15 protein-coding genes are annotated in these 13,674 nt (G+C 64.3%); 12 read left to right on the top strand and 3 right to left on the bottom strand.

Going from position 1 to position 13,674, the window contains the following annotated elements; all coding sequences use genetic code 11:
* Positions 1-50: 50 nt before the first annotated feature.
* From coxB to AC1MEM_RS23715, 6 genes are all read left to right on the top strand, one after another.
* Complete coding sequence (coxB, locus tag AC1MEM_RS23740; protein ID WP_499474541.1) at positions 51-1,238, top strand: cytochrome c oxidase subunit II; 1,188 nt, start codon at positions 51-53, stop codon at positions 1,236-1,238.
* A 44-nt stretch (positions 1,239-1,282) separates the two neighbouring features.
* Positions 1,283-2,884 (top strand): cytochrome c oxidase subunit I, encoded by a 1,602-nt coding sequence (gene ctaD, locus AC1MEM_RS23735; protein WP_499474540.1) that lies wholly within the window; start codon positions 1,283-1,285, stop codon positions 2,882-2,884.
* A complete protein-coding gene (locus AC1MEM_RS23730) occupies positions 2,884-2,988 on the top strand; it encodes a cytochrome oxidase small assembly protein (RefSeq protein WP_499474539.1) in 105 nt (34 codons plus the stop codon). The genes ctaD and AC1MEM_RS23730 overlap by 1 nt, the downstream gene beginning before the upstream one ends.
* Positions 2,989-3,075: 87 nt before the next feature.
* Positions 3,076-3,558, top strand: coding sequence for a cytochrome c oxidase assembly protein (locus tag AC1MEM_RS23725; protein ID WP_499477754.1), 483 nt, complete (start codon positions 3,076-3,078; stop codon positions 3,556-3,558).
* The gene (locus tag AC1MEM_RS23720; RefSeq protein WP_499474538.1) at positions 3,559-3,783 is read left to right on the top strand and encodes a DUF2970 domain-containing protein; all 225 of its coding nucleotides are present in this window, start codon (positions 3,559-3,561) and stop codon (positions 3,781-3,783) included.
* Positions 3,784-3,853: 70 nt separating this feature from the next.
* Positions 3,854-4,711: a cytochrome c oxidase subunit 3 gene (locus AC1MEM_RS23715; RefSeq protein ID WP_499474537.1), complete on the top strand. Its 858-nt coding sequence runs from the start codon at positions 3,854-3,856 to the stop codon at positions 4,709-4,711.
* Between the two features lie 67 nt (positions 4,712-4,778).
* Here the strand turns inward: AC1MEM_RS23715 and AC1MEM_RS23710 are convergent, their stop codons facing one another.
* Complete coding sequence (locus AC1MEM_RS23710; RefSeq protein WP_499474536.1) at positions 4,779-4,979, bottom strand: twin transmembrane helix small protein; 201 nt, start codon at positions 4,977-4,979, stop codon at positions 4,779-4,781.
* A 36-nt stretch (positions 4,980-5,015) separates the two neighbouring features.
* Between AC1MEM_RS23710 and AC1MEM_RS23705 the strand changes: the two genes are divergently transcribed.
* Genes AC1MEM_RS23705 through AC1MEM_RS23680 form a run of 6 tightly spaced genes read left to right on the top strand, consistent with a single transcriptional unit; the run spans position 5,016 to position 10,203 of the window.
* Positions 5,016-5,816 (top strand): SURF1 family protein, encoded by an 801-nt coding sequence (locus tag AC1MEM_RS23705; RefSeq protein WP_499474535.1) that lies wholly within the window; start codon positions 5,016-5,018, stop codon positions 5,814-5,816.
* Complete coding sequence (locus AC1MEM_RS23700) at positions 5,809-6,408, top strand: SCO family protein (RefSeq protein ID WP_499474534.1); 600 nt, start codon at positions 5,809-5,811, stop codon at positions 6,406-6,408. Before AC1MEM_RS23705 ends, AC1MEM_RS23700 begins: the two co-directional genes overlap by 8 nt.
* A gap of 48 nt (positions 6,409-6,456) precedes the next feature.
* On the top strand, positions 6,457-7,572 hold the full coding sequence (locus AC1MEM_RS23695; RefSeq protein ID WP_499477753.1) for a COX15/CtaA family protein: 1,116 nt from the start codon (positions 6,457-6,459) through the stop codon (positions 7,570-7,572).
* A complete protein-coding gene (gene cyoE / locus AC1MEM_RS23690) occupies positions 7,569-8,459 on the top strand; it encodes a heme o synthase (RefSeq protein ID WP_499474533.1) in 891 nt (296 codons plus the stop codon). Before AC1MEM_RS23695 ends, cyoE begins: the two co-directional genes overlap by 4 nt.
* Before the next feature lie 15 nt (positions 8,460-8,474).
* Positions 8,475-9,074 carry an SCO family protein gene (locus AC1MEM_RS23685; protein ID WP_499474532.1) on the top strand — a complete coding sequence of 200 codons (600 nt, stop codon included), beginning with the start codon at positions 8,475-8,477 and terminating at the stop codon, positions 9,072-9,074.
* Positions 9,075-9,132: 58 nt separating this feature from the next.
* A complete protein-coding gene (locus tag AC1MEM_RS23680; RefSeq protein WP_499474531.1) occupies positions 9,133-10,203 on the top strand; it encodes an AI-2E family transporter in 1,071 nt (356 codons plus the stop codon).
* Between the two features lie 1,057 nt (positions 10,204-11,260).
* Here AC1MEM_RS23680 and AC1MEM_RS23675 read toward each other — a convergent pair.
* Together AC1MEM_RS23675 and AC1MEM_RS23670 are read right to left on the bottom strand one after the other, a co-directional pair.
* Positions 11,261-12,841: a hybrid sensor histidine kinase/response regulator gene (locus AC1MEM_RS23675; RefSeq protein ID WP_499474530.1), complete on the bottom strand. Its 1,581-nt coding sequence runs from the start codon at positions 12,839-12,841 to the stop codon at positions 11,261-11,263.
* Positions 12,838-13,653, bottom strand: a complete 816-nt coding sequence (locus tag AC1MEM_RS23670) for an alpha/beta fold hydrolase (RefSeq protein ID WP_499474529.1) — start codon at positions 13,651-13,653, stop codon at positions 12,838-12,840. Before AC1MEM_RS23670 ends, AC1MEM_RS23675 begins: the two co-directional genes overlap by 4 nt.
* Positions 13,654-13,674 lie beyond the last annotated feature (21 nt).

Raw genomic sequence — 13,674 nt, 5'->3', positions numbered from 1 at the left:
ATTGCTGACCGTTTAAAAATATTCTTATATTTGGTGGTTGGGGACAATACATGACATATGCAAAGCGACTTCACGCCTTGATGCTCGGTCTCGCCGTATGGACCAGTATTCCGGCACTGGCAGCCCCTGAAATCACGGGGCGGCCGGTGGAATACCAGTTGAACATGCAAACTCCGGTAACTGGGATCGGCGCGGACATCTACAGCTTGCACAACTGGATGATGCTGGTCTGCCTCATCATCTTCCTCGGCGTCTTCGGCGTCATGTTCTACTCGGTGTTCAAGCACCGCAAATCCCGCGGCCACAAGCCGGCCACCTTCCACGAATCGACCACCGTCGAGATCGCCTGGACCGTCGTTCCCTTCCTGATCGTCATCGGCATGGCCCTGCCTGCCACAAAGACCGTCATCGCGCTGAAAGACACCTCGAACGCCGATTTGACCATCAAGGCCACCGGCATGCAGTGGAAATGGGGCTACGATTACCTGAAAGGCGAAGGCGAGGGCATCAGCTTCCTGTCGAACCTGTCGACCCCGCGCACCCAGATCGGCGAGCCGGGCATCGCGCCGACCGAAGCGCGCACCGAAAACTACCTGCTCGAAGTCGACAGGGAAATGGTCGTCCCGGTCGGCAAGAAGGTCCGCATGGTCCTCACCGCCAACGACGTGATCCATGCCTGGACGATTCCGGCCTTTGCCATCAAGCAGGATGCGATCCCCGGTTTCGTGCGCGACGCCTGGTTCAAGGCCGACAAGGTCGGCATCTACCGCGGCAATTGCGTCGAGCTGTGCGGCAAGGACCACGCCTTCATGCCGATCGTGGTGCGGGTCGTCTCGGCCGAGGATTACACGGCCTGGGTCGCCGGCGAGAAAAAGAAAATGGCCGCGCTGGCCGACGATCCGACCAAGGTCTGGACCATCGACGAACTGAAAACCAAGGGCGAAGGTATCTACGCCGCCAACTGCGTGGCCTGCCACCAGGCCAGCGGCAAGGGGGTGCCGAACGCGTTTGCCTCGCTCGACGGTTCGCCGGTCGTGAACGGCCCGAAGGCGGAGCAGATCCACATCGTCCTGAATGGCCTGCACAGCGGTAAATTCCCGTCGGCGATGCCGGCCTGGAAGCAGCTGTCGGACTCCGACATCGCCTCGGTCATCACCTATACGCGCAACACGTGGTCGAACAAGGCCGCGGAAAACATCGTTCAACCGGCCGAGGTTCTGGCTGCACGTGGCAAATAACGCAGTAACTAATTTTGCAAGTGATGAGTTCCCAGGATACTGACATGACTACCAGCACTCTCGACCATACGCACGACGACCACCACGGCCACGACCACGCGCACGACACGCCCACCGGCGCCCGCCGCTGGCTGTTCGCCACCAACCACAAGGACATCGGCACCCTGTACCTGTGGTTCGCCTTCACCATGCTGCTCTCGGGCGGCGTGCTGGCGCTGATGATCCGCACCGAGCTGTTCCATCCCGGCCTGCAGTTCTTCCGCCCGGAGTTCTTCAACCAGCTGACCACCATGCACGGCATCGTGATGGTGTTCGGCGCGATCATGCCGGCCTTCGTCGGCTTCGCCAACTGGATGATCCCGCTGCAGGTGGGCGCGTCCGACATGGCCTTCGCGCGCATGAACAACTTCTCGTTCTGGCTGCTGCCGCCGGCCGCGATCCTGCTCGCTTCCTCGTTCTTCGTGCCGGGCGGCGCCACCGCCGCCGGCTGGACGCTGTATGCGCCGCTGTCGACCCAGATGGGGCCGGGCATGGACATGGCGATCTTCGCCCTGCACATCATGGGCGCCTCGTCGATCATGGGCTCGATTAACATCATCGTCACCATCCTCAACATGCGCGCGCCCGGCATGACCCTGATGAAGATGCCGATGTTCTGCTGGACCTGGCTGATCACCGCCTTCCTGCTGATCGCCGTGATGCCGGTTCTGGCTGGCGCGATCACCATGACCCTGACCGACCGCCACTTCGGCACCTCGTTCTTCAACGCCGCCGGCGGCGGCGACCCGGTCATGTACCAGCACATCTTCTGGTTCTTCGGCCACCCCGAGGTCTACATCATGATCCTGCCGGCCTTCGGTATCGTCTCGCAGATCATCCCGGCCTTTGCACGTAAGCCCTTGTTCGGCTACGCCTCGATGGTCTACGCGACCGCCTCGATCGCCGTGCTCTCGTTCATCGTCTGGGCCCACCACATGTTCACCACCGGCATGCCGGTGACGTCGCAGCTGTTCTTCATGTACGCCACCATGCTGATCGCGGTACCGACCGGCGTGAAGGTGTTCAACTGGGTTGCCACGATGTGGAAGGGTTCGATGACCTTCGAAACCCCGATGCTGTTCGCGGTCGGCTTCCTGTTCGTGTTCACCATGGGCGGCTTCACCGGCCTGATCCTGGCCGTGACCCCGATCGACATCCAGGTGCAGGACACCTATTACGTCGTGGCCCACTTCCACTACGTGCTGGTCGCCGGCTCGCTGTTCGCGCTGTTCGCCGGCTTCTACTACTGGGCGCCGAAGTGGACCGGCCACATGTATCCGGAAGGCCGCGGCAAGATCCACTTCTGGAACTCGCTGGTCTGGTTCAACGTGACCTTCTTCCCGATGCACTTCCTGGGCCTGGCCGGCATGCCGCGCCGCTACGCCGACTACGCGGTCCAGTTCACCGACTTCAACATGCTCGTCTCGGTGGGCGCCTTCGGTTTCGGCCTGTCGCAGGTCTACTTCCTGCTCTTCGTGGTGCTGCCGACGATCAAGGGCGGCCCGAAAGCCGACGCCAAGCCATGGGAAGGCGCGGAAGGCCTGGAGTGGACCGTGCCGAGCCCGGCGCCGTTCCACACTTTTGAAAACCCGCCGCTGGTGAAGTAATGAACGCGCCAAAGAAGCCGAGTAACCTGAAAACGGCGCTGGTGCTGGCCGGGATCGCCGCGTTCTTCTTCGTGGCGGTCATCCTGCAACATCTCTGGCACTGACGTGAGCTATACATCGTGACTTACAGCGCCCTGGAACGCCTGCGCCTGAACCGCTCCACCTTCGGCAAGCTGGTGGTGGTGGCGGTGATGATGTTCGGCTTCGGCTATGCGCTGGTGCCGATCTACCGCCAGGTCTGCGAGGTGCTCGGCATTAATGTGCTGACCCAGCAGGACGGCACCGTCGAGCGCCCGGCGAACACGCAGGTCGACGCTAGTCGCACGATCACGGTGGAACTCGATGGCAATGCGCAGGGACCGTGGCGCTTCCGTCCGACCACGCGCAGCATCGCCGTGCATCCGGGCGAGCTGGCGACCGTCATGTATGAAGTCGTCAACACGCAGGCGCGTACCGTGAAGGCGCAGGCCATCCCGAGTTACGCGCCGCAGTCGGCGACGCCGCATTTCAAGAAGGTCGAATGCTTCTGCTTCCGCGAGCAGACCCTGGGACCGAACGAGGCGCGCCAGATGCCGGTGGTATTCTTCATCGACCCGAAGCTGCCGCGCGAAGTGAAGAACATCACGCTGTCGTACACCTTCTTCGAGGTGTCCGGCACGGTGGCGGTGAAGTAGATGGAACCGATCGAGCCGCCGCGCAGGAAGGCGTCGGGGTCAGCCTCATTTTCGGCATCGATGAAGGCTGTCTTCTGGTCCTTCTTTGGTGTGCGCAAGCGGAAGGACTACGAGCATGATGCGGAGAACCTGAATCCGGTTCACGTGATCGTGGCGGCGCTGCTGGGAGCAGCGATTTTTATCGGCGTGCTGTTGTTAGTGGTGAGAATGGCGGTCGCGAAGTAAGAGGCGCAGTGAAGTTTGTATCGCGTTTTTCAGTAATCCAATTCAAAGAAAATTGATTCAGGAGATGAAGATGAGTGTGTCAAAGACCGCGCCGCATTATTTCGTGCCGGGCCCGTCCAGGTGGCCGATGGCCGGCGGCTTCTCGATGCTGGTGACCATGCTCGGCGCGTCCGGCTGGGTCAACGGCGCCGCGTGGGGACCGGCCGTCTGCCTGGCCGGCATCGCCTCGATGCTGGTCGTGCTCTACTTCTGGTTCGGCGACGCCATCGGCGAGTCGGAATCGGGCCAGTACAACCAGCGCATCGATTCCTCCTTCCGCTGGTCGATGAGCTGGTTCATCTTCTCCGAAGTCATGTTCTTCGCCGCCTTCTTCGGCGCGCTGTTCTATGCCCGCGCGATCTCCATGCCCTGGCTGGCCGATCTCGACCACAAGATGCTGTGGCCCGACTTCGCCGCCCAGTGGGGCAATACCGGCCCGGCCGGCACGGTCGAAGGCTTCAGCACCATGGGACCGTTCCCGATCCCGACCATCAACACCGCCTTGCTGCTGACGTCGGGCGTGACGCTGACGATCGCCCACCACGCGCTGCGCGCCGGCCACCGCCGCAATACGGCCGTGTTCCTGTTCTTCACGATCCTGCTGGGCGCGATCTTCATGGGCTTCCAGGCCTACGAATACATCCACGCCTACCATGAACTGAACCTGAAACTGACCTCGGGCATCTACGGTTCGACCTTCTTCATGCTGACCGGTTTCCACGGCTTCCACGTGACGATGGGCGCGATCATGCTGTCGGTGGTGCTGTACCGCGTGTTGAAGGGGCATTTCACGGCGGATCACCACTTTGGGTTCGAAGGCGCGGCCTGGTACTGGCACTTCGTCGACGTGGTGTGGCTCGGGCTCTACGTCGTGGTCTACTGGCTGTAATCAGGACGCAGGCTGGTATAACAAGGGACAGCCGCTGGCTGTCCCTTGTCGTATCTGAAGGTGGGGATCAGTGGATGCCGGTCGGATGGATCCAGCCCATCTTGTAGGAGGCGAGCACGATCAGGAACAGCGTGATCGACAGCCCGACGCGCATCGCCAGCGCCTGCACCGTGCGGTTGCTGCGGCCCTTGTCCTTCATCAGGAAGAACAGCGCCGAGCCGAGGCTGGCGATGATCAGGATGAAGGCGATGGCGATGAAGGTTTTCATGGTCGGGCCAGTTGTGTGGAGTAAAGGTTAATTGTAATGCGTTTGGCATTCAGGTTTAGGGTCATTCCGTTCGTGGTGACGGTCGCCTTGGTCGTACTCGGGATCGTGCTGGGGAACTGGCAGGCGAGGAGGGCGGAGGAGAAGCTGGGCATTGCAGCGCGGCTGGCGGAGAGGTCTGCGGCGCCGCCCGTGGTGCTGGGGGGCGGTGGTGGTGCGCATGGGGACGAACGCGTGGGCACGAGTGCCCACCCTACGGTGCACCAGGGGCCAACAATGGCGGGGAGCGCAGGCGGAACGGATATCGAATATCGAAGGGTGCGCCTCACCGGTCAATGGGTTGCAGGGTGGCCGCTGTTCCTCGATAACCGGCCGCTGAATGGGCGGGCCGGGTTCGTACTGGCGATGCCGTTTAAAATAGCGCGTTCGAACCAGCATGTGCTGGTGCTGCGCGGCTGGTTGCCGCGCGATGCGGCCGATTATGCGCGGCTGCCGGATTTCAAAACGCCAACGGGCATCGTCACGATCGAGGGTGTCGCCACGCTGAGCGCGGGACACGTCATGCAGCTCGGCAGCGCGGGTGTACTCAAGCCCGGCATGCGCGTGCAGAACCTCGATCTTGCGACGGTAGCGCGGGCTGGCGGCCTGAGCCTTGAACCCTTCTTCGTCGAGCAGGCGGGCGCGGGGCAGGAGGAGGGCCTGGTGCGCGACTGGCCGGCGCCCTCGCTCGGCATCGACAAGCACCGCGGCTACGCCTTCCAGTGGTATGCGCTGGCGGCGATGGCTGCCTTATTTTTCGTGATTACAGGATTTCGAAGTGGAAGAAAACAAGGTGTCTGAGCAAGCGTCAACCAAGGCCCGCCGGGACGGCCGCCTGAAACTCTTTGTCCTGCTGTTTGTGTGCGCGGCGCCGATCATCGCCTCGTATGTGACCTTTTACATCATCAAGCCGAGCGGGCGCACGAATTATGGCGCCTTCATCGACCAGCGCACCCACCTGATGCCGAAGCTGTCCAGCACGACCCTCGACGGCCGCCCGGAAACGCTGGAGAACTACGCCGGCAAATGGATCATGGTGAAAGTCGGCGGCGGCGTGTGCGACGAAGCCTGCAATAAGCAGCTGTTCGCGATGCGCCAGCTGCGCACCATGCAGGGCAAGAACATGGACCGCGTCGAGCGCGTCTGGCTGATCACGGACCAGGAGCCGGTCGACACGGTGCTGATCCGCCAGTACGACGACATGCACATGCTGCGCGTCCCGGCCGCGGAATTGAGCAAATGGCTGCCGGTGGAGCAGGGTGGCAAGCTCGAAGACCACATCTTCCTGATCGACCCGCGCAGCAACCTCATGATGCGCTTCCCGAAAGATCCGGACCCGCGCAAGGTGAACAAGGACCTGGCCAAGCTGCTCAAAGCGTCGGCGATCGGATAATCGGAGCAAATGAGCGTGCATTCATCGACCCTGCTGCAGCTGGCCCTGATGGGCCTGTTCGTCGCCAGCATCCCCCTGACCATGGTCTGGCTCTCGTCCGACGCCAACAAATACCGCAAGCTGGTCTGGGTGATGGCCTTCCTCACCTTCGACCTGATCGTGTTCGGCGGGTTTACGCGCTTGACGGATTCCGGCCTCGGCTGCCCCGACTGGCCGGGCTGCTATGGCGCGGCCAATCCCTTCATCGCGCACGAACAGATCGCCGCGGCCGAGGCGCTGATGCCGACCGGGCCGGTCACGAAACTCAAAGCGTGGATCGAGATGATCCACCGCTATCTGGCGATGGGCATCGGCGTGCTGATCATGGCCTTGATGTTCCAGGCCATCCGCCAGTGGCGCAAAACGCACCAGCAGGCCTTCGCCCCGGCGCTGCCGGTCGCCCTGTTCCTGTTCGTCTGCGTGCAGGGGGCCTTTGGCGCCTGGACCGTGACCATGAAGCTGCAGCCGGTGATCGTCAGCATCCACCTGCTGCTGGGCATGACGCTGCTGGCGATGCTGGTCTGGCTGGGCGGGCGCGAGGATTATCTGCTCAAGCCGCCCGCGCCCAGCGGCGACCTGGCCGGCGTGCGCGCGCTGCGTACGCTCGCGCTGGTGGCCGCTGCCGTGCTGGTGCTGCAGATCGCGCTCGGCGGGTGGGTGAGTACTAACTACGCCACGCTCGCCTGCGATGAATTTCCTTTCTGCGACGGCAAGCTGATCCCGGACATGGACTTCGAGCACGGTTTTACCCTGTGGCGCGAACTGGGCAAGACGGCGGCCGGGCACTACCTGCAGTTCTCGGCCCTGGTTGCAATCCACTGGGTGCACCGCAATTTTGCCGTCGTGGTGGCGCTCGTGCTGGGACTGGCGGCCTGGCGTGCGTCGCGCCAGCCGGCGCTGCGCAGGACGGCCACGCTGATCGCGGTAGTCCTGGTTGTGCAACTGTTCACGGGCATCGCCACGGTCTTCTTTTCGTTCCCGCTGGCCATTGCCGTGTTGCATAACGCAGGGGCGGCTCTCCTCGTCCTGCTGGTGACCATGTTAAACTACAAGGTCAAGCACCTGCTCGACGTGTCGCAGCGCACCCCCGCGAATGCCGACGTTCCTGCGAACTCGTATCGATGACCACCCAGACCGCCCTCCATCCGACCAGCCGCATCTCCCAGTACTGGCAGCTGACCAAGCCCCGGGTGACCCAGCTCGCCGTTTTTTGCGCCATTATCGGCATGTTCCTCGCCACCGACGGCTTCCCCGGCTGGCGTGTGCTGGTGGCCGGCACGATCGGCATCTGGCTGCTGGCCGGCGCCGCCTTTGCCGTGAACTGCCTGATCGAAGCCGAGATCGACTCGCGCATGGCCCGTACCGCCCGCCGCGCCACCGCGCGCGGCGAACTGACGCGCAACCAGACGCTCGTGTTCTCCGCCATCATCGGCGGCCTCGGCATGTTCGTGCTGTACGCCTTCGTCAATGCGCTGACGATGTGGCTGACCTTCGTCACTTTCGTGGGATATGCGGTCGTCTACACCATCTACCTGAAACCGGCGACGCCGCAGAACATCGTCATCGGCGGCCTGTCCGGCGCGATGCCGCCGGCGCTGGGCTGGGCGGCGGTCGCGAACGACGTGCCGATGCAGGCCTGGCTGCTGGTGCTGATCATTTTCGTCTGGACCCCGCCGCATTTCTGGGCGCTGGCCATGTACCGGCGCGACGATTACGCGCGCTCGGGCCTGCCGATGCTGCCGATCACCCACGGCATGGACTACACCGGCCAGCAGGTCTGGCTGTATTCGCTGGCGCTGGCCGCGACGACCCTGCTGCCATTCGCCGTGCGCATGAGCGGCCTGATCTACCTGGCGGCGGCGATTGTGTTGAATGCCCTGTTCCTGCGCCACAGCTGGCGCGTGCACAAGCACTACAGCGACCAGACGGCGCGCAAGGCGTTTGCCTATTCGATCGTGTACCTGTCGCTGCTGTTCGCGGCACTGCTGGTCGACCATTACTTTCGGTTTTAATTCGCAGGTCCTGACATGAAACGACTGATTACCGCGTTTGCAACTGCGGGCATGCTCGCGCTGGCACTCCTGGCCGCCGGCTGCGACAAGCTGGCATCGAAAACGCCCGCCTTCCAGAACACGGACCTGACCGGGCTCGATTATGCGAAAGGCTTTTCGCTGACCGACCACAACGGCAAAGCGCGCACGCTGGCCGACTTCAAGGGCAAGGTCGTCGTGCTGTTCTTCGGCTACACCCAGTGCCCGGACGTCTGCCCGACCACGATGGCCGAGATGGCTGCCGTGATGAAGGAACTGGGGCCTTCCGCCGACGAGGTGCAGGTGCTGTTCGTCACGCTCGACCCGGAACGCGATACCCAGCAGCTGTTGGCCGCCTACGTGCCGGCCTTCGACAAGCGCTTCCTCGGCCTGCGCGGCACGCCCGAGCAGACGGCGGCAACGGCCAAGGAATTCAAGGTCTTCGTGGCGAAAGTGCCGGGCAAGGAGCCGGGCAGCTATACGGTCGACCATACGGCCGGCAGCTATGTGTTCGACAAGGAAGGGCGCGTGCGTTTGTTCCTGCGTCATGGACAGGGTCCGGCGCCGATCGTGCACGACCTGCGCCAACTGCTGTAAGGGTGTCGAAGGGGCGCCTGCTGCTATGATGACGTAAAGACTACGCATCAGGGACCGCATGCAACCCAGCTCCGGCAGAAACTACACCCGCATCGCCACGGTCGTCCTGCTCACGCTGGGCTGCCTGTACGTATTAAAACCCTTCCTGCCGGCGATCCTGTTCGCGGCGGCCGTCGTCATCTCTTCCTGGCCCCTGTACCTGCGCCTGCTGCGCGCGATGCGGGGCCGCCGCTCGCTGGCGGCGCTGACGATGACGCTCTCGCTGACCCTGCTCGTCATCATCCCGCTGGCGATCGTCGCCTACAACCTAGCCGACGACGTCGCCACCACCTTCGGCCAGCTGCGCAACAGCATCGAGCATGGCGCGCTGGTGCCGCCGGGCTGGGTGCGCGACCTGCCCTTCATCGGCGGCACCCTCGACGTTTACTTGCGCGAGCTGGTCGCCAGCCGCGACCAGATGCTGGCGCTGGCCCAGCGCATGCTCGAACCGGCGCGCCACTACCTGATGGCCGGCGGCCTGATGCTCGGCACCGGCGTGGTGCAGATGAGCCTTGCCGCTTTCGTCAGCTTCTTCCTGTACCGCGACGGCCAGGCGCTGATCGCGGTGACATCGAGCATGATGGCCAAGGTGATGGGCGAGGGCGCGCAATCGGTGTCGGACATCATCAGCCAGACCACGCGCGGCGTCATGTACGGCCTGCTCGGCACGGCGTTGGCGCAGGCGCTGGTGGCGGCGATCGGTTTTTCGATGGCCGGTGTGCCGGCTGTGCCGCTGCTGTCGGTGCTGGTCTTCGTCACTTCGCTGGTGCCCTTCGGCCCGCCGCTGATCTGGGGCAGCGCCGCATTGTGGCTGTTCGGGCAGGGCAACACCGGCTGGGGCATCTTCATGGTGATCTGGGGGACCTTCCTGATCAGCGGCGTCGACAACGTCGTGCGGCCGATGCTGATCAGCCGGGGGACCAGTTTGCCGTTCCTGCTGACTTTATTGGGCGTGCTGGGAGGCGTGATCGCCTTCGGGTTTGTCGGGATGTTCATCGGGCCCGTTCTGCTGGCGGTGGGCTACTCGCTGATGAGCGAGTGGACCGGGACGCGCGATCCGATCGTGAAGCAGAAGGACGAAGTGGCGTAGGCAGCCGCGTCCCGTGTGACGCGTTTCGATTGCGCGAGTTACGTACCGCGTGGGCATGCCCACCCTACGTTACGCAGCTGCTGCCGATTTCCAGTCGAGACCGATGTGCACCGTAGGGTGGGCATGCCCACGCGCAGCGGCATATCCGCAATCGAAACGTGCGACGACGGCCAAAAATTGTCCGCGGCGGTTGCGTAACGCAGGGTGGGCATGCCCACGCGGAGCGGCATGTCCGCAATCGCAACGTGTGACGCCGGCCAAAAATGGTCCGCAGCGGTTGCGTTACGCAGGGTGGGCATGCCCACGCGGAGCGGCATGTCCGCAATCGAAACGTTGTGACGCCGGCCAAAAATGATCCGCGGCGGTTGCGTTACGTAGGGTGGGCATGCCCACGCGGAGCGGCATGTCCGCAATCGAAACGTGCGACGCCGTCCAAAAATGGTCCGCGGCGGTTGCGTAACGCAGGGTGGGCATGCCCACGCGGAGCGGCATGTCCGCAATCGAAACGTGTGACGCCGTCCAAAAATGGTCCGCGGCGGTTGCGTAACGCAGGGTGAGCATGCCCACGCGGAGCGGCATGTCCGCAATCGAAACGTGCGACGCCGTCCAAAAATGGTCCGCGGCGGTTGCGTAACGCAGGGTGGACATGCCCACGCGGAGCGGCATGTCCGCAATCGAAACGTTGTGACGCCGTCCAAAAATGGTCCGCGGCGGTTGCGTAACGTAGGGTGGGCATGCCCACGCGGAGCGGCATGTCCGCAATCGAAACGTGCGACGCCGTCCAAAAATGGTCCGCGGCGGTTGCGTAACGCAGGGTGGGCATGCCCACGCGGAGCGGCATGTCCGCAATCGAAACGTGCGACGCCGTCCAAAAATGGTCCGCGGCGGTTGCGTAACGCAGGGTGGGCATGCCCACGCGGAGCGGCATGTCCGCAATCGAAACGTGCGACGCCGGCCAAAATTGTCCGCGGCGGTTGCGTAACGTAGGGTGGGCATGCCCACGCGGAGCGGCATGTCCGCAATCGAAACGTGCGACGCCGGCCCGCGGCCGTCGCAATCAACCCGCCGTTATTGACGCCCGCGGCGGCGCCAGCAAGGCCCGCAACTTGTCGAAATCAATCGGCTTGGTCAGGTGGTGATCGAAGCCCGCATCGAAGGCGAGCTGCTTGTCGGCTTCCTGCCCCCAGCCGGTGGCGGCAATCAGCAGCAGGTCGCCGCCGCCCGGCAGCTGGCGCACGCGGCGTGCCAGTTCGTAGCCGTTCATGTCGGGCAGGCCGATGTCGAACAGGGCCACTTGCGGCCTGAATTGCTCGAACACGTTCAGGGCCTCGGCGGCACTGTGGGCGACGCGCGCCACGCAGCCGGAGAGTTCGAGGAACATCTGCAGGGTCTCGGCCGCGTCGACATTGTCGTCCACTACCAGCACGGTGCAAGCATTGACAGTATCGGGCGCGGCGTCGAGCGAGGCCGGCGTGGCCTGCACCCGCGCCAGCGGCAGGCGCACGGTGAAGGTGCTGCCGCGGCCTTCGCCTTCGCTGTCGGCCTCGATGCTGCCGCCGTGCAGCGCGAGGATGCCGCGCACCAGCGCGAGACCAATGCCGAGGCCTCCCTTCGAGCGGTCGAGCGCGGGTTTCAGTTGCGAGAACATGTCGAACACGGTGCCCAGCGCGTGCGCCGGGATGCCGATGCCGTTGTCGCGCACGACGATCAGCGCTTCCTGGCCCTCGGCCCGCAACGCGAGTGCGATCGCGCCGCCGTCCGGGGTGTATTTGCCCGCGTTCGTCAGCAGGTTGACCACGACCTGGAACAGCCGCGTCCGATCGGCGTCGACCACGGCGCCCGGCGCCTCGATCGATACGTCCAGGGTATGCCCGGCCACGCGCAGCATGGCGGCGACATCCTCGACCGCGCCGCGCACGATATCGGCCAGCAGCACGGGCTCGCGCCGCAGCTCCATGCGGCCCTGGGTGATGCGCGAGACTTCCATCAGGTCGTCGACCAGGTGGGTCAGGTGATGCAGCTGGCGGTCGAACACGTCGATCAGGGGGCGTTTTTCCGCGCCGGCGCCATGTTCGAGCTTCAGCACTTCGAGCGCGCTGCGCATCGGCGCCAGCGGATTGCGCAGTTCGTGCGACAGGGTGGCGAGGAATTCATCCTTGCGGCGGTCGGCGTCGGACAGGGCATCGTTGAGCGCGCGCAGCTGGGCTTCGGCCTCGAGCCGCGCCTCGAGCGCCTGCTCGGCGCTTTTGCGCGCCGCCAGCAGCTCGCGCTCGTAGGAGCGCCGTTCGTTCACCGCGAACAGGGCCCATTCGTCGAATACGTCGCCATCGACCGTGCGCCGCACGATATTCACCAGCACCGGCGTGCGCTGGCCGGCGCTGTCGCGGATCTCGACCTGCAATTGCGTCACCGAACCCTGCACCTGCAACAGCGGCAGGCAGTGGGTCTGGAGGAACAGGCGCGCACCCACCGGCAGGCGGTCCTGGATGCGTACCTTGCCAAGCAGTGCGCCCGCCGAACAGCCGAGCCAGCGGCACACGGTCGCGTTCGCACGCAGGATCAGGCCGGCGCCGTCGGTGAGCAGCAGGCCGCAGGGGGCGTGCTGGTACAGCGCGTCGTCGCTCGGCAGCTCACTCAAGCCGGCTGCCCCAGCGCGTCGAGGAAGGCATCGATCAGGCGCGCGCATTCCTGCGGCGCGCTCATGTGCGGGCAATGGCCGACGTTCTGCACCTGCTCCAGCCGGCTGCCGGCCAGCTTGCGGTGCAGGTAATCGCCCACTTCCAGCCGCGCGATCAGGTCGTCGCTGCATTGCAGGATCAGGGTCGGCACGGTGGCGTGTTCGAGGTCGGCGCGGTGGTCGGCGAGGAAGGTTACGCGGCCGAAGTGGCGGGCGATGTCCGGATCGTTGCGGCAGAAGCTGTTGGTCAGTTCGATGCCCAGCTGCGGCAGGTTGGGCGCGCCCATGATCACCGGCGCCATCGAGCTCGACCAGCCGAGGTAGTTCGCATCCATTGTCGCGAGCAGTTCGTCGATGTCGCCGCGCGAGAAGCCCCCGCGGTAGCCGTCGCCATCGCCATCGTCGATAAAGCAGGGGGAAGGGGCGATCATGACCTGGGCCAGGAAACGTTCGGGCGCCTTGATCCCGGCCAGCAGGCCGATCATGGCGCTGACCGAATGGCCGACGTACACCACCGGGCCGCCGATATCGTCGATGATCTCGAGCAGGTCGTCGGCATAGCCGTGCAGCGTGCCGTGGCGCCGGCGGTCGTGCGCGGATAAATCGGAGTTGCCGCTGCCGGTCAGGTCGAAGGTAACCACGCGGTAGCGGTCCTCGAAGGCGGGCGCCATGAAGCGCCAGACGACCTGGTCGCAGCCAAAGCCGTGGGCGAAGAGCAGGGTGACGGGGCCGGTGCCGGAGACGGTTACGTTGTTACGAAGACGTACGCTCATACGGACTCACTGTGAACTGAA

The organism is Telluria sp. AIW5, from assembly GCF_056680575.1.
The sequence above is the reverse complement of the archived record's forward strand: the minus strand, read 5'-3'. Positions and strand labels throughout refer to the sequence as shown.